Below are 17,621 nucleotides of genomic sequence, written 5' to 3' on the forward strand. Positions count from 1 at the left end.
AGCTGCTGGCAACCCTGAAAACCAAGGATGTGCAACTGGCGCTCAAGGGCGAGCAGTTGTCGGTGAACGGCAACAAGCACGCCTTGAGCGACCCGGCGATCTTGGCCGCCTTGCGTGAACACAAGCCGGCGCTGATCGAACTGATCAAGGCCGGTGAATACACCGCGACCAAGGCCGGTGAGGTGCAGGTGCCGGCCAATGGCATCCCGGCCACTGCCGAGCGCATCACTCCCCAGATGCTGACCCTGTCGACCCTGAGCCAGGACGAGATCGAGCGCATTGTCGCCACGGTGCAGGGCGGCGTGGCGAATATCCACGACATCTACCCGCTGGCGCCGTTGCAGGAAGGCATTCTGTTCCACCATGTGAGTGCCGAGCAGGGCGACCCCTATGTGATGCAGTCGCAGTTCGCCTTTGACACCCTGGCGCGTTTCGATGCGTTTGCCCAGGCGCTGCAACGGGTGATGGACCGTCACGACATCTTGCGTACCGGGGTGGTCTGGGATGGCCTGGCGCAACCCTCGCAAGTGGTGTGGCGCCAGGCACGCCTGCCGGTGCAAGCCTTGAGGCTGGACCCGGCCGACGGCGATATTGCCGCGCAACTGCATGACCGGTTTGATGCCCGCCACTACCGCCTCGACGTCACCCAGGCGCCGTTAATGCGCCTGGTGCGCGCTGAAGACCCGGCCAACCAGCGCATCGTCGCCACCCTGTTGTTCCATCACATGGCGCTCGACCACAGCGCCCTGGACGTGGTGTGCCACGAAATGCAGGCGTGCCTGTTGGGGCAGGGCGCGGCCCTCGGCCAGGCCGTGCCGTTTCGCAACTATGTAGCGCAGGCGCGGCTGGGAATCAGTGAGCAGGAGCACGAACGTTTCTTCCGGCAAATGCTCGGCGATATCAGCGAGCCTACCTTGCCGTTCGGTTTGCAGGATGTGCAAGGCGATGCGCGCGCCATTGCTGAAGTCAGCCTGCCATTGGCGCCGGCACTGGCCCAGCGTTTGCGCGTACAGGCGCGCCAACTGGGTGTGAGCGCAGCCAGCCTGTTTCATTTGGGTTGGGCCCAGGTGCTGGGGGTGTTGGCCGGCAAGGCTCAGGTGGTGTTCGGCACCGTATTGATGGGGCGCATGCAGGGCAGCCATGACACCGACCGCGCCCTGGGTATCTTCATCAATACCTTGCCGTTTCGCGTGGACGTGGACGCCCAGGACGTGCGCACCGCCGTCAAGGCCACCCACGCACGCCTGACCACCTTGCTGCGCCATGAACACGCGGCCTTGGCGCTGGCCCAGCGTTGCAGTGGCGTGCTCGCGCCGACGCCGTTGTTCAGCGCGCTGCTCAACTATCGCCACAGCGCGCCCGCCGCCAGTGCCGAGGCGGTGTCGGCCTGGCACGGCATCACCGCGCTGCGCGCTGAGGAACGCACCAACTACCCGTTGACCCTGAGCGTGGACGACCTGGGCGAGGGCTTCGGCCTGAGTGTGCTGGCCAGCGCCCTGGTTGACCCTCAGCGCGTCTGCGCCTACCTGCACGCCGCGTTGGAAAACCTGGTGAGCGCACTGGAACAGGCCCCCCATACCGCGCTCGACCAACTCTCGGTGGTGCCCGCTGCCGAACAGCGCTTGCTGCTGGAACAGTTCAACACCACCCAGACCGTCTTCCCACAAGGCACCACCCTGCATGGCCGCGTCGAAGCCCAGGCTGCGCTCACGCCGGACGCCATCGCCGCGGTGCATCAGGGCCGGCAGCTGACTTACGGCGAACTGAACCAGCAAGCCAACCTGCTGGCCCATCATCTGCTGGCATTGGGGGTCAAGCCTGACGACCGCGTGGCCATTGTGGCGCGGCGCGGCCTTGACACCCTGGCCGGGTTGCTGGCGATTCTCAAGGCCGGCGCCGGTTATGTGCCGGTGGACCCGTCCCACCCGGCCGAGCGCCTCCACTATCTGCTCAGCGACAGTGCGCCGGTAGCCGTACTCACCCAACACGCATTACTGGAGCGCCTGCCGGCCCTGGAAGTGCCGGTGATCAACCTGGACCGCTTCACCTGGCAGCACCACTCGGCGAGCAACCCCACCATCGCCGTGGGCCCGACGAACCTGGCCTATGTGATCTACACCTCCGGCTCCACCGGCTTGCCCAAAGGGGTGATGGTGGAACACCACACGGTCGCCAACCTGGTGGACTGGCATTGCAGCGCCTTCGACTTGCGCGCCGGCCGGCACACCGCCAGTGTGGCCGGTTTCGGCTTTGACGCGATGGCCTGGGAAGTGTGGCCGGCGCTGTGTGTGGGCGCCACCCTGCACCTGCCAACGGCCCATGAGGGCGGCGAAGATATCGACGCACTGCTGGCCTGGTGGTGCGCGCAGCCGTTGGACGTGAGCTTTCTGCCGACGCCGGTGGCGGAATACGCCTTCAGCCAGAACATCGAGCACCCGACCTTGCGCACCTTGCTGGTCGGTGGCGACCGCTTGCGCCAGTTCGGGCGGGCGCAGCGCTTTGAGCTGATCAACAACTACGGGCCCACCGAAGCCACGGTGGTGGCCACTTCCGGCAAAGTCGAGGCGGGCCAGCCGTTGCATATCGGCAAGCCCATCGCCAATGCCAAGATCTACGTGCTCGACCCCCACCAGCGCCCGGTGCCGCTGGGGGTGGCGGGGGAGTTGTACGTGGGCGGCAAGGGCGTGGCACGCGGTTACCTCAACCGCCCGGAACTGACCGCCGAGCGTTTCGTGCGCGACCCGTTCAATGCGGGGCGCATGTACCGCACCGGCGACCTGGTGCGCTGGTTGCCGGACGGCACGCTCGACTACCTGGGGCGCAACGATGACCAGGTGAAAATCCGTGGCGTGCGCATCGAACTGGGAGAAATCGAAACCCAGCTCAACCAATTGCCCGGCATTTTGGAATCGGTGGCAGTGGTGCGTGAAGAGCGGCTGGTGGCCTATTTCACCGAAAATCCGCAACGGGACCCGCTGACGCTGGCCGAAATTCGCGCCCACCTGGTGGCGCATCTGCCGGACTACATGGTGCCCGTCGCGTTCATGAAGCTCGACGCACTGCCACTGACCGCCAATGGCAAACTCGACCGCAAGGCTCTGCCAGCGCCGGACATGGCCGCGGTATTTACCCGTGAGTACGCCGTGCCCCAGGGCGAAATCGAAACCGTGCTGGCGCAGATCTGGGCCGAGGTGTTGCAGGTGCAGCGTGTGGGGCGTTACGACCATTTCTTTGAGCTGGGCGGGCATTCGCTGCTGGCCATGCGCATGGTGTCCCAGGTGCGCCAGCGGCTGGGCGTCGAATTGGCACTGGGCGACCTGTTTGCCAACGCCGAACTGGCGGCGGTCGCCGAGGTACTGGCCCAGGCCGGTCGCAGCACCTTGCCGGATATCTTGCCGGCCAACCGTGATGATGACGTGCCGCTGTCCTTCGCCCAGCAACGCCTGTGGTTCCTGGCGTTGATGGAAGGGGCCAACACCGCCTACAACATTCCCATCGGCCTGCGGTTGCGTGGGCAGTTGCATGTGCAGGCGCTGCAACGGGCCCTGGCGCGCATTGTGGCGCGGCATGAAACTCTGCGCAGCCGCTTCGCCCAGCAGGGTGACCAGGCCCAGGTGCTGGTCGTGCCGGCCGAAGAGGTGTTGGCGCTGCAAGTGCAGGACCTGCGGCGCCACCCGCAGCCGCAACAGGCCCTGGACGCGCTGATCCACGGCGAAGCTTCGGCGCCGTTCGACCTTGAACGCGGCCCGTTGCTGCGCGGGCGCCTGGTGGTGATGGCCGATGATCACCATGTGCTGTTGCTGACCCTGCACCATATCGTCTCCGACGGCTGGTCCATGGGCGTGCTGACTCGCGAGCTGATGGCGCTGTACCAAGCCTTCAGCCACGGCCACGCCGACCCGTTGCCACCCTTGCCGATCCAGTACGCCGACTTTGCCGTGTGGCAACGCCTGTGGCTGAGCGGCGAGGTGCTGCAACGCCAAAGCAGCTATTGGCAACAGGCGTTGGCCGGTGCGCCGGCGTTGCTGACCTTGCCCACCGACCGCCCGCGCCCGGCGCAGCAGGACTACGCTGGCAGCAGTGTCGAGGTGCGCCTGGATGAACGCCTCACCGCCGGGCTCAAGGCCTTGAGCCAACGCCACGGCACCACCTTGTACATGACCTTGATGAGCGCCTGGGCTTTGCTGTTAGCGCGCTTGTCCGGACAGCCCGAGTTGGTGATCGGCACGCCGGTGGCCAACCGCATGCGCACCGAAGTCGAAGGGCTGATTGGCCTGTTCGTCAACACCCTGGCGCTGCGTATCGACACCTCAGGCGAGCTGAGCACCGAGGCGTTGCTGGCGCGGGTCAAGGCGCTGACGCTGCAAGCCCAGGCCCATCAGGACTTGCCCTTCGAACAGGTGGTGGAAATCACCCGACCGCCACGCAGCCTGGCCCACAGCCCGCTGTTCCAGACCTTGCTGAGCTGGCAGGACAGCAACGCGCCGACTCTGGCCCTGGATGACCTGGCCCTGGAGAGCATTGTCGAGCACAGCCATTTCGCCAAGTTCGACCTGTCGCTGAACCTGGGGGAAGTGCAGGGCAGCATTCTCGGTGCGCTGGAATATACCGTGGCCCTGTTTGACGAATCGACGATGCAGCGTTACGTCGGCTACTTCACCCGCGTGTTGCAGGCCATGGTCGATAACGATCAGGCGGTGCTGGCGCACGTGCCTCTGGTAGACGCGCGCGAGCGTCGGCAACTGCTGGTGGATTTCAACGCTACCGCCGTTAGCTACAACCTCGACCAGACCCTGCACGGCATGTTTGAAGCCCAGGTGCTGCGCACGCCCCATGCCATTGCCCTGAAGGCGGGCGAGCAGCAACTGAGCTATGCCGAACTGAACACGCGTGCCAACCAGCTGGCCCATCATCTGCAAGCGCTGGGTGTGCAGCCCCAGGCGCGGGTGGCGATCTGCGTGGAGCGTGGCCTGGACATGGTCATCGGCCTGTACGCGATCCTCAAGGCCGGTGCCGCCTATGTGCCGCTGGACCCGGCCTACCCGCTGGAACGCATCGCCTACATGCTCCACGACAGCGCGCCGACGGTAGTGCTGGGCCAGTCCACCACACTCGCGTTACTGGGCGACGTTCCGGTGGTAAACCTCGATTCACCCACCTGGCAGCACCAGCCCACCCATAACCCGCAGGCGGCCAGCGTGGCGGCCTACGTGATCTACACCTCCGGCTCCACCGGCCAGCCCAAGGGCGTGATCAACGAACACCCTGGGGTGGTCAACCGCCTGCTGTGGATGCAAGATGAATACGGGCTGACCGCCAGCGATACGGTCTTGCAGAAAACCCCGTTCAGCTTCGACGTGTCGGTGTGGGAGTTCTTCTGGCCGCTGTGCACTGGCGCACGCCTGGTCATGGCGCGCCCGGGCGGGCATAAAGACCCTGACTACCTGTGCCAGGTGATCGAGGCCGAGCGGGTCACAACGCTGCATTTTGTGCCGTCGATGCTCGACGTGTTCCTGGCCCACGGCGATGTCAGCCAGGCCGCCGGGCTGGTGCGGGTGATGTGCAGCGGCGAAGCGCTGCCGGGCAGCCTGGTACGGCGCTTCAAACAGCAGTTGCCCGAGGTTGGCTTGTACAACCTGTATGGCCCCACCGAAGCGGCGGTGGATGTCACCGCATGGGACTGCGCGGGTGCCGTAGTGCCGGATAACACGCCCATCGGCAAGCCGATTGCCAATACGCGCCTGTATGTGCTGGACGGACACTTGCAGCCGGTGCCGTTGGGGGTGGTCGGTGAATTGTTCATCGCGGGTGTACAGGTGGCGCGGGGTTACCTCAACCGCCCTGAGCTCACCGCCGAACGCTTCCTCGACGACCCGTTCACCCCAGGGCGCATGTACCGCACCGGTGACGTGGGCCGCTACTTGCCCGACGGCACGCTGGAGTACCTGGGGCGCAATGATGACCAGGTGAAAATCCGTGGCCTGCGCATCGAACTGGGGGAAATCCAGGCGCGCCTGAGCGAGCATCCGGCGGTGCAGGAAGCTGCCGTGATCGCCCGCGAGCAGCGCCTGATTGCTTACTACACCGGCGTGCCGAGCGACGTCGAAAGCCTGCGCGCCCATCTGCTGCAACACCTGCCGGAATTCATGCTGCCGACGAGCTTTATGCACCTTCAAGCGCTGCCGCTGAGCCCCAACGGCAAGCTCGACCGCAAGGCACTGCCGGCGCCGGGCCTGGACGCGTTGAGCGTGCGCGACTATGAAGCGCCCGTGGGGGATACGGAAATCACCCTGGCCGCGCTGTGGGCCGAATTGCTCAACGTGGAGCGCGTGGGCCGGCACGATAATTTTTTTGAATTGGGTGGCCACTCCTTGCTGGCGGTCAGCCTGATGGGGCGCATGCGCCGCCTGGGCTTGTCGGCGGATGTGAAAGTGCTGTTTGGCCAACCGACCTTGTCGGCTTTGGCTGCGGCCTTGGGCGGTGGGCGTGAAGTGGCGGTGCCGGCCAATCGCATTGCGACCGATTGCACGCGGATTACCCCGGACATGCTTGCGCTGATCACCCTGGACCCCGCTGCCATCGAACGCATCGTCGCCAGCATCCCCGGCGGCGCGGCGAATGTGCAGGATATTTACCCGCTGGCACCTTTGCAGGCCGGCATCCTGTATCAGCATCGCGCCGTGCAAGGTGACGATGCCTATGTGCTGCAGGCGCAGTTTGCCTTCGATAGCCGCCTGCGCCTGGACGCCTTCGCCCATGCCTTGCAGGCGGTGATCCAGCGCCATGACATTCTGCGTTCATCCTTTCATTGGGACGGGCTGGAGGAACCGGTGCAGGTGGTGTGGCGCACCGCTTCATTAAGCGTTGAAAGCGGCCCGCTGCCGCCACGCTTGGACCTCGGCCAGGCACCCCTGATGCGCGTGGTGTATGCCGAGGAACCACAACGGGTAGTGGCGACGTTGCTGTTCCACCATCTGGTGATGGACCACATCGCCCTGGACATCCTGCAACACGACATGCAGGCCTTCCTGTTGGGCACGCAAGATACCTTGGCCGCGCCCGTGCCGTACCGCAACTACGTGGCCCAGACCCGTCTGGGTGCTGAGGACCACGCGACGTTTTTCCGCGAGATGCTCGCTGAGGTCGACGAACCCACCGACGTACCGCACCTGGGCGCCGATGAGCGCGTGAATGTGAGTCTCGACCTGGGGTTGAGTCGGCGCCTGCGCACTCAGGCGCGTCAAGCCGGCGTCAGCGCCGCCAGCCTCATGCACCTGGCCTGGGCCCATGTGCTGGGCACGGTCTGCGGCCGTGAACAGGTGGTGTTCGGCACGGTGATGCTCGGCCGCCTGCAAGGTGGCGAAGGCGCCGAGCGCGCCATGGGGGTGTTTATCAATACCTTGCCGCTGCGGGTCGACCTGGGTGAACACTCGGTACTGACCGCGCTGCGCGCCACCCATGGGCGCCTGACCCAACTGCTCAGCCATGAACACGCGCCCTTGGCGCTGGCCCAGCGTTGCAGCGGCGTACCGATGGCCACGCCGTTGTTCAGCGTGCTGTTCAACTACCGCCACAGCGCGCCCCAGGCCGGGGGCGTGGCCGAGGCGTGGCAGGGGATCGAGGTGCTCAAGACCGAGGAACACACCCACTACGGCGTGTCGGTGAGCGTGGATGACTTGGGTGAAGGTTTCAGCCTCACGACCATGGGGCAGGGGGCCCGGCGCTTGGGCGACTACCTGCATAACGCCTTGGCGCAGGTGGTACAGGCACTGGAAGCGCGCAGCGACATCACGCTCAATGGCTTGTCGATCCTGCCCCAGGCCGAACGCCAGCAACTGCTTGAGGGCTTCAACGCCACGGCCCGCGCGTTCCCCCGTGATCGCAGCGTGCAACACCTGTTCGAAGCCCAGGCCCAGGCGCGCCCCGACGCGGTGGCGGTGCTGCACGGCGAGCAACGGGTGAGCTACGGCGAACTCAACCGCCGCGCCAACCGCCTGGCCCATCACCTGCTCGGCCTGGGTGTGTGCCCCGGCGATAACGTGGCGATCCTGCTGCCACGCTCAGTGGCTTTGTTGGTCAGCCAACTGGCGATTCTCAAATGCGCCGCCGCCTATGTACCGCTGGACATCAACGCGCCGGCCGAACGCCAGGGCTTCATGCTGCAAGACAGTGGCGCCGCCTGGCTGTTGACCGGCAGCGACTGCAGCGTGGAGAGCGCGGTGCAGCGCCTGGACCTGGACACCCTGGCCCTCGACTCACACCCCGAGCACAACCCGAGCCTGCCGCAGTCTACGCAGAACGTGGCGTACATCATGTACACCTCCGGCTCCACCGGCATGCCCAAAGGCGTATTGGTGCCGCACCGTGGCATCACGCGCCTGGTGCTCAACAACGGCTACGCCGATTTCAATCCCCATGACCGCGTGGCCTTCGCCTCGAACCCGGCGTTCGATGCCAGCACCATGGATGTGTGGGGGGCATTGCTCAACGGCGGTCAGGTGCAGGTGATCGACCACGCCACCTTGCTCGACCCGCTGGCGTTTGGCGCGGCACTTGAGAAAGTGACGGTGCTGTTCGTCACCACGGCGCTGTTCAACCAGTACGTGCAACTGATTCCCCAGGCCCTGGCCGGCTTGCGTATTTTGCTGTGCGGCGGCGAGCGTGCCGACCCGGCGGCGTTCCGCAACCTGCTGGCATTAGCCCCAGAGCTGCGCCTGGTGCATTGCTACGGGCCGACCGAAACCACCACCTACGCCACCACTTATGAAGTGCACGCGCTTACCGCTGATGCCGACAGCGTGCCGGTAGGGCGACCCATTTCCAATACGCAGGTCTACGTACTGGATGCGCAGTTGCAGTTGCTGCCCGTGGGGGCGACCGGTGAAATCTGCATCGGCGGCGACGGTGTCGCCCAGGGCTACCTGAACCGTCCTGAGTTGACGGCGGAAAAGTTCGTGCAGAACCCGTTCAATCCAGGCGCCTGGCTGTACCGCACCGGCGACCTCGGACGCTGGAGCGCAGACGGCCTGCTGGAGTGCATCGGGCGTAATGACGACCAAGTGAAGATCCGTGGCTTTCGCATTGAGCTGGGTGAGATCGAAGCACGCTTGGCCACATTCGCCGGCATCCGCGAAGGGGTGGTGCTGGCCCGCGAAGACGTGCCGGGGGACAAACGCTTGGTGGCCTATTTTACCTGGGCGGGCGAGCCGCTCGGCATCGAGCCGGTGCGTGCTTATCTGCAGGCGCACTTGCCGGCCTACATGGTGCCGTCGGCCTTTGTGGCACTGGAGCAACTGCCGTTGACGGCCAATGGCAAGGTCGATCGCAAAGCCCTGCCGGTGCCCACGTGGGACGCTTCGGCCAGCGGCGTATTTGAAGCACCGGTCGATGCGCTGGAACAGACCTTGGCCCAGCTGTGGGCCGAGGTGTTGAAGCTTGAGCAGGTGGGGCGCCATGACAGTTTCTTCGAACTGGGCGGGCATTCCTTGTTGGCGATTCGCCTGGTCAATCGGCTGGACGAGGCCGGGTTGCCGGTGTCGTTGGCCGAACTGTTCGAGCATGCCAGCGTGGCCTCGGTCGCGGCGCTGCTGCGCCTGCGCGGTGACGATGCGCTGCCTGAGACGGCGGTGATCACAGTGCGCAGCCGTGGGTCGCAGGCACCGTTATTCCTGGTGCATGAGTTCAGTGGCATGGACGTGTACTTCCCGGCGCTGGGCCAGCATCTGCCTGGCGATTACCCGATTTATGGCCTGCCGGGCCTGGCGCTGGGCGAGGCGCATCTGGACAGCATGGAAGGCCTGGCTGCGCGCATGGTCGGGCTGATTCGCCAGATCCAGCCCCACGGCCCTTACCGGCTGGCGGGGTGGTCCTTTGGTGGTGTGCTGGCCTATGAAGTTGCCATGCAGTTGCTGGGGCAGGATGAGGCCGTAGCGTTTCTCGGCTTGATCGACAGCTACGTGCCGCGCATGACCGACCAGGGCAAGGCGCGCTGGAGCGGGCCGGATGCCCTCAAGCGGCATTTGTTGTTGCAGTGCACGGCCTATTGGAAGGCACAAGGAGGTGTGGATGAGCTGGCGAGCCTGGACCAACTGGAGGCAGGCCTTGGACAGCTGGACATTGCGGCTCTGCTGCAACGCTGTCGCGATCAAGGTTTGCTATACGCGCAAATGGCAGCGGCGACGGACGCCGACCTGTTGAGTTTTTTGCAACGGGAAGTCGGGCATGGGCATGCCTTGGCCCATTACAGCCTGTTCCCGCTGCCGATCCCGGTGCACCTGTTCAGCGCCGAGCAGCGGCCCACCGAACTGTCGCGCCGCAGTGCCGCGCTGGGTTGGGACACCGCCCTGGCGCCTGGGCAACTGCGCCAGGTGCAGGTGCCGGGGGATCACCAGAGCATGATGCAGGCGCCGCATATCCAGAGCCTTGGCCAGGCCATGAGCCAAGCGCTGGCGGCGAGCACCCCGGTGAGTTGCGCGGCGCACTCACCCTTGCTGCGTATCCAGAGCGGGCGCGCCGGTTATGCGCCGGTGTTCTGCGTGCCGGGCGCGGGAGACAGCGTCTCCGGCTTTGTGGGCTTGAGCGAAGCGCTGGGGCGCGACTGGCCGCTGTATGGCTTGCAGCCGCGGGGGCTGGATGGCGAAGCGGTGCCCCATAGTCAGGTGGAAGCGGCGGCCCAGTGTTACCTGACGGCGCTGGAACAGGAGTGCCCTGAGGGGCCGGTGCATCTGGTGGGGCATTCGTTCGGCGGCTGGGTGGCGCTGGAAATGGCGCTGCGCTTGCAGGCGATGGGGCGTGAGGTGGGCTCTTTGACGGTGATCGACAGCGAGGCGCCGGGGCGTGCGGGCAAGCCTTATACCTCGACGGCGGCATTGTTGCGGTTGATCGAGGCGATGCAGTTGGCGGCTGGTAAGTCGCTGGGGATTGATGCGGTGGACTTTGCCGGGCGCGATGAGGTGGCGCAGCGGCACGCGTTGCATGGGGGGATGGTGAGGGTGGGGTTGTTGCCGGCGCGTGCGGCGGTGGAGGCGATGGATGGGCCGGCGCGTACTTATGCGGCGGCGTTGCGCACGGTGTATCAGCCGCAGGGGCGGTATGACGGGGTGGTGCGGCTGGTGTTGGCGCAGGACCCGGCGCTGGATGCGGTGGGGAACCAGCGGGAGCAGGGGGTGATGGTTGAGGGGTGGCGAGGGCAGGGGGGTGGGTTGCAGGTTTGGTATGGCGGGGGGAACCACTTTACGTTGCTCAAGGCGCCGAATGTTGTGGGGTTGGCCAGGTGGTGGTTGGACGTTGTTGGGGTTGGGGAGGTGGTGTCTTGAGGGGGGTGCACCGATCCAAATGTGGGGGCAATAGGGGGTTGTCTGCGTACATATCCATTCCTGCGGTAACGGCCACTTATGGTTCCGCTCTGACAGCGGGTCACTTTTGGAAAGGCCCAAAAGTAACCAAAAGGCCTTCGCCCCACCACTCGGCACCTCGCCTAGGCTCGGTGTGCCCGAACGCAGGTTTTGCAGCGTGGGCCGCCGCAATGGGCCATCCCTGGCCCAGTGCGGCTAACCCGGCGTCCTGCCGGGTTACCCACGCTGCAAAACCTGCGTTCGGCCAGCGTGGTTTAACGGGGCGATTGCAGATCAAAAGCAGAGCGCGGCGGCCTTATAGCCGACCGGGTGGTGCGATTGGGCTCGGAGATGAATGTGGGGGCAGGCATGCCCCCGGTAACCACGATGCGAAGCGAGCGGCTCTTGATCTTGATCTGCTTGTGATCTTGATCTTAGGCGCCCCGTTAAACCACGCTGGCCGGAATTCGACAGGGATTTGGGGGCTAAACCGGCAGGGATGCCGGTTTAGCCGCCCCGCGCCATGGATGGCGCGTGGCGGCGGCCCCCCAAATCACTGGCGGATTACGGGCACACCGAGCCTAGGCGAGGTGCCGAGTGGTGGGGCAAGAGCGTTTTGCTTACTTTTGCGCTTTTCAAAAGTGAGCCGCTGTCAGAGCGGAACCCTAAGTGGCCGTTACCTAAATAACGGATATGTACGCGGTCAAATCCAACATCCCGGTCGGCTGTCCGGCCGTCTTCGCAGGCAAGCCAGCTCCCACAACAAGCTCCCTCGCCACGCATTTGTACTCAATCAAGAAGCCAACCATGCAAACGTCTAAATTCCGCAAAATCGGCATTCTGGCTTCAGTGGCCGTCGCAATCGGCCTGGCCATCTACACCGTAAACGCCCCCGCCGACGCCCCCCAATACCTCACCGCCACCGCCGAACGCGGCGATATCGAAAACGCGGTATTGGCCACCGGCCTGCTGGAGGGCGTCAAACAAGTCGACGTCGGCGCCCAAGTCTCCGGCCAGCTCAAGTCGCTGAAAGTCAAAGTCGGCGACAAGGTAAAGAAGGGCCAATGGCTGGCCGAAATCGACCCCTTGATCCTGCAGAACACCCTGCGCAAAGCCCAGGTCGATGAAGAAAACCTCCAGGCCCAACGCCGCGCGACCGCCGCGCAACTCAAGCAGGCCAAGTCCGTGTATGAGCGCTACAAAGGCTTGCAGGCCGACGAGTCGGTGTCACGCCAGGATTTCGAAGACGCCGAATCGACCTACCAGGTGCAGCAGGCCAACCTGCTGTCCCTGGACGCGCAGATCAAAAGCGCGCACATCCAGATCGACACCGCCAAGGTCAACCTGGCCTACACCCGCATCAACGCGCCCATCGACGGCGATGTGGTGGGCATCGTCACCCAGGAAGGCCAGACCGTGATCGCCAGCCAGTTGGCGCCCGTGCTGCTCAAACTGGCGGACCTGGACACCATGACCGTCAAGGCCCAGGTGTCGGAAGCGGATGTGATTCATATCAGCCCCGGCCAGCAGGTGTACTTCACCATTCTCGGTGAAGCGGACAAGCGCTATTACGCCAAGCTGCGCGGCACTGAGCCGGCGCCGCAGAACTTTCTGGAAACCCAGACCGCCGGTACACCGAAGCAAAACACCGCAGTGTTTTACAACGCGTTGTTCGATGTGCCCAACCCCGACCACCGCCTGCGCATCGCCATGACCGCCCAGGTGCGCATCGTGCTCGACACCGCCGAGGCCGCGCTGATGGTGCCCGTGGCGGCGCTGGGTGTGCGCAATGCCGATGGCCGCTACGAAGTGCGGGTGCTGGATGCCAAGGGCAAGGCGGTGGCGCGCACGGTGAAGACCGGTATCAATAACAACGTCAAGGTGCAGATCCTGGACGGCCTGGCCGAGGGCGACACCGTGGTGATCGGCGACGCCACGCCTGCCGTGGCGGGGAGTTGAGTCATGAGCCAGCCTCTGTTGGAACTCAAGGGCATCACTCGCAGCTTCATGGCCGGCGAACGTGAATTCATTGCGCTCAAGGGCATCGACCTGAGCATCCATGCCGGCGAAATGCTCGCGATTATCGGTGCCTCCGGTTCGGGTAAATCAACCCTGATGAACATCCTCGGTGGCCTGGATTACGCCACCGCCGGCAGCTACAAGATCAATGGCATCGAAACCCGCTCCCTGGGCGATGAGCAACTGGCGGAGCTGCGGCGCGATTACTTTGGGTTTATCTTCCAGCGTTACCATTTGCTCGCGCACCTGAGCGCTTTGCACAACGTGGAGATGCCGGCGATCTACGCCGGCACCCCGCAAAGCCAGCGCCATAGCCGCGCCGGCGAACTGCTGGCACGCTTGGGCCTGTCGGGGCACACCAGCCATCGGCCCAGCCAGCTGTCCGGCGGGCAACAGCAGCGGGTGAGTATTGCGCGGGCCTTGATGAACGGAGGTGAAGTGATCCTGGCCGACGAACCCACTGGCGCCCTCGACACCCACAGCGGCAAGGAGGTGATGCGCATCCTCGCCGAACTGCACGCGGCGGGGCACACGGTGATTATCGTCACCCACGACCCCAAGGTTGCGGCGAACGCCCAGCGCATCGTCGAGGTGTGTGATGGCGAGATCATCAGTGACAAGGCCAACGACAGCGTCGGCCTGGAGTTGCCCGCCGAGGCGCCGGTCGAGCCCAGGCGCAGCGGGGCGCGGCGCCTGGTGGCGAGCCTGGGGTTGTTCAAGGAAGCGTTCAACATGGCCTGGGTGGCGCTGATCTCCCACCGCATGCGCACCTTGCTGACCATGCTCGGGATTGTCATCGGCATCACCTCGGTGGTGTCGATCTCGGCCATCGGCGAAGGCGCCAAGCGCTATGTGCTCAAGGACATCCAGGCGATCGGCAGCAACACCATCGATATCTTTTCCGGCACCAGTTTTGGCGACAGCCGCGCCTCGGCCATCGAGACCTTGATGCCCTCGGATGTGGAGGCGCTGAACCAGCTGTATTACGTGGACAGCGCCACGCCGGTGGTGGGGCGCAACCTGTTGTTGCGCTACGGCAATATCGACCTGGATGCCCAGGTCAATGGCGTCAGTGATCGCTACTTCAAGGTCAAGGGCCTCAAGCTTGAAGCCGGCATTGCCTTTAGCGAAAGCGATGCGCGGCGCCAGGCCCAGGTGGTGGTGATCGACCACAATACCCGCCAGCGCCTGTTCGGACCCACCATCGACCCGCTGGGCCAGGTGATCCTGATAGGCAACCTGCCGTGCACAGTGATCGGGGTGACGGCGGACAATAAAAACATGTTCGCCGCCAGCAAGGCCCTGAACGTGTGGGTGCCTTACGAAACCGCGGCGGGGCGTCTGCTGGGCCAGCGTCATCTGGACAGCATCACCGTGCGCATCAAGGATGGCCAGCCGAGCAAGGTGGTGGAAGACAACGTCAATAAGCTCATGCTGCAACGCCATGGCACCAAGGATTTCTTCACCAACAACCTCGACAGCATCATGCAGACGGTACAGAAAACCAGCCGCTCCCTGGCACTGTTGCTGTCATTGATTGCGGTGATTTCTTTGTTGGTGGGCGGTATTGGCGTGATGAATATCATGCTGGTGTCGGTCACCGAGCGCACCCGTGAGATCGGAATTCGCATGGCGGTGGGGGCGCGGCAATCGGATATTCGCCAGCAGTTTCTGGTGGAGGCGGTGATGGTGTGCCTGATCGGCGGGATCATCGGGATCTCGTTGTCCTATGCCATCGGCTACCTGTTTTCGCTGTTTGTGAAGGAGTGGGAAATGGTGTTTTCGGTGGGCTCGATCGTTACCGCGTTTGCCTGTTCGACGTTGATCGGCATTGTGTTCGGTTTTGTGCCAGCGCGGAATGCGGCGCGGTTGGACCCGATAGAAGCACTGGCAAGGGACTAATGATCGTTCCCACGCTCCGCGTGGGAATGCCGCTGTGGACGCTCTGCGTCCACGGTGACGCAGAGCGTCATGGGATCCGTTCCCACGCAGAGCGTGGGAACGATCTTACGATCTTAGTCTTCGGTCGAGTACATCCACCGCAACAACGAATGCCGCCCGCTGATCCCCAACTTGATCGCCGCACGCTTGAGGTAGCTCTCGATGGTGTTGACCTTCAACGCCAGTTGCTCTGCCAGCTCCGGCGCGGTGCGCCCGGCCAGCAGGCCTACGCACACTTCCAGTTCACGGTTGGACAAGGTCAGCCCCGATTGCACCAGGCGCTCCTGAATGCGTCGGCGCAGGGTGTCGATGCCCTGGTGTTGCGGCTCTGCCGACGGGCTGTCCGGGAGCGATGGCTGCAGCGCAGTGATGTGTTTTTCCACCATGGGCAGCAACAGCGTGGAGAAGTCCTGCAGCATGCTGCGTTCTTGCGCAGAAAAACTCTCGGACGGGTGCGAGCGATACACCGACAGTACGTAGCGCACATCGTCCTTGCGGCGCGTGAGGTGCAGTTGTGCGGCGAGTTGCTCGCTGTCCAGGGCCGCCACCGAATCGGTGTACACCGGGCTGATCTTGCGGCGGCCAAGGCCTTCGCGGCTGACGTGTAATTGGGTGATATGGGTGGCGTCCACTGCCAGTTGGGTAAGGATCAGGTCATGCAGCATGCGTGGGAAATGGCGGCTGCCGGTGCTGGCGATGACCTTGCCTATCTGTGGGAACAGGTGTGAGTTCATCAATTCGTCCATGAGTTTCGTGCAGGTATTGGGCCTTATAGCGACGGGGATTAAGAAGGTAACTAATGTGAATAACCTGCAGTGATAGTGCGTCCCGCCGCTGACATGCTAGTACAGGCTGGCTAAAGGAGGGGGATCCAATCTGCGAAAAAAAACATTAAACAGACAGAACAGCGGCCGGATCCTTCCGACCGCCGCCCAGGCACCGCATAACCCAGGGAGTTGGGCGCTATTTCATCGCATACGCCGCTGTTGTGGTGGGCCGCAGGTTGGCAGCGCTGCACTTGGCCAGGGCCTGTTGGATATCCGCCAGTAGGTCGGCGACGTCTTCAAGCCCCACCGACAAACGCACCAGGCCCTCGCTGATACCGTGATGCGCCCGTTGCTCGGGGGTGTAGGTGGAGTGGGTCATGCTCGCCGGGTGTTGGGCCAGTGATTCGGCATCTCCCAGGCTGACCGCGCGGGTGAACAATTGCAGCGCGTTCATGAAGCGCTGGCCGGTCTCGATGCCGCCTTTGAGTTCAAAGGCGATCATGCCGCCGGGCAGTTTCATTTGTCGGTTTGCCAGTTCGTACTGTGGGAAAGAACGCAGCCCGGGATAGGTCACCCACTGCACCGCAGGGTGCGCCTGCAACGCCTCGGCCACCGCTTGGGCGTTGCTGCAATGGCGGTCCATGCGCAGGCCCAGGGTCTTGAGGCCGCGCATCAACAACGCGGCGTCCTGGGGCGACATCACCGCGCCGGTCAAGTCCTTGAGCCCTTGCAGGCGAATGCGCTGAGCCAGAGCCTGGTTGCTCACCGCGATGCCTGCGGTGATGTCGCCGTGGCCGCTGAGGTATTTGGTGGCCGAGTGCACCACCACATCGGCGCCCAGTTCCAGGGGGCGTTGCAGGTAGGGGGTGCAGTAAGTGTTATCGACTACCACGGTGACATTCGGCTGTTGATGAGCCAACTCGGCCACGGCGGCGATGTCGATCAGGCGCAGGTTGGGGTTGGCCGGGGTCTCGCAGTAGAGCATGCGGGTGGCCGGGGAGAAGGCTGCTTGCAGGGCGGCCAGGTCGGTCAGGTCGACATGCCGCACCTTGATGCCAAATTCGCCCAGGCCGTGGTGCAGCAGGGCGAAGGTACAACCATAGAGCGTCTGGCTGACGATGATCTCGTCGCCTGGGCGCAACAGGGTCCAGAACGTCGCGGCAATCGCGCCCATACCGGAGCTGAATGCCACGGCGGCTTCGCCGTTCTCCAGGCTGGCCATGCGTGACTCCAGCAGGGCCAGGGTCGGGTTGGAAATGCGCGTATAGAAGTGGCCGCTGGCTTCGCCGGCAAAGCAGGCGGCGCCGTATTCGACGGTGGGGAAGGCGAAGGTGGAAGACAGGTAGATGGGCGGGACGAGGGCGCCGTGGTGGTCAACGGGGTCATAGCCGTGGTGGATGGCACGGGTAGAAAAGCCGAAGCTGGTGTGTTTAGTGTGCATGTCGGGCGCTCCTTATTTCCTACAATGCTATGCTCATAACCACAGATGAACCTTGCTAAAAAGCCCGGGAAAACCTGCGTTTGTGGATCAAACATCGATAAAAATAATGATTAGAGGCAC

General features: G+C 64.1%; 5 protein-coding genes. 3 read left to right on the forward strand and 2 right to left on the reverse strand.

All coding sequences use genetic code 11. The features are described from left to right. Positions 1 to 29: 29 nt before the first annotated feature. From V8689_RS12195 to V8689_RS12205, 3 genes are all read left to right on the forward strand, one after another. Positions 30 to 11,315 (forward strand): amino acid adenylation domain-containing protein, encoded by an 11,286-nt coding sequence (locus V8689_RS12195; RefSeq protein ID WP_434520730.1) that lies wholly within the window; start codon positions 30 to 32, stop codon positions 11,313 to 11,315. Positions 11,316 to 12,140: 825 nt separating this feature from the next. Then, complete coding sequence (macA, locus tag V8689_RS12200; protein WP_056784316.1) at positions 12,141 to 13,292, forward strand: macrolide transporter subunit MacA; 1,152 nt, start codon at positions 12,141 to 12,143, stop codon at positions 13,290 to 13,292. Positions 13,293 to 13,295: 3 nt separating this feature from the next. Beyond that, positions 13,296 to 15,254, forward strand: a complete 1,959-nt coding sequence (locus V8689_RS12205) for a MacB family efflux pump subunit (RefSeq protein ID WP_056784319.1) — start codon at positions 13,296 to 13,298, stop codon at positions 15,252 to 15,254. Positions 15,255 to 15,367: 113 nt separating this feature from the next. Here the strand turns inward: V8689_RS12205 and V8689_RS12210 are convergent, their stop codons facing one another. Both V8689_RS12210 and V8689_RS12215 read right to left on the reverse strand, forming a co-directional pair. Beyond that, positions 15,368 to 16,027 carry a helix-turn-helix transcriptional regulator gene (locus V8689_RS12210; RefSeq protein WP_177342995.1) on the reverse strand — a complete coding sequence of 220 codons (660 nt, stop codon included), beginning with the start codon at positions 16,025 to 16,027 and terminating at the stop codon, positions 15,368 to 15,370. Between the two features lie 229 nt (positions 16,028 to 16,256). Beyond that, entirely contained in the window at positions 16,257 to 17,501 is a 1,245-nt protein-coding gene (locus tag V8689_RS12215) for a methionine gamma-lyase (RefSeq protein WP_060766388.1), read from the reverse strand. Positions 17,502 to 17,621: the final 120 nt, after the last annotated feature.

It is taken from the genome of Pseudomonas sp. AK181, assembly GCF_051122975.1.
GTDB classification, from domain to species: Bacteria; Pseudomonadota; Gammaproteobacteria; order Pseudomonadales; family Pseudomonadaceae; genus Aquipseudomonas; species Aquipseudomonas lactis.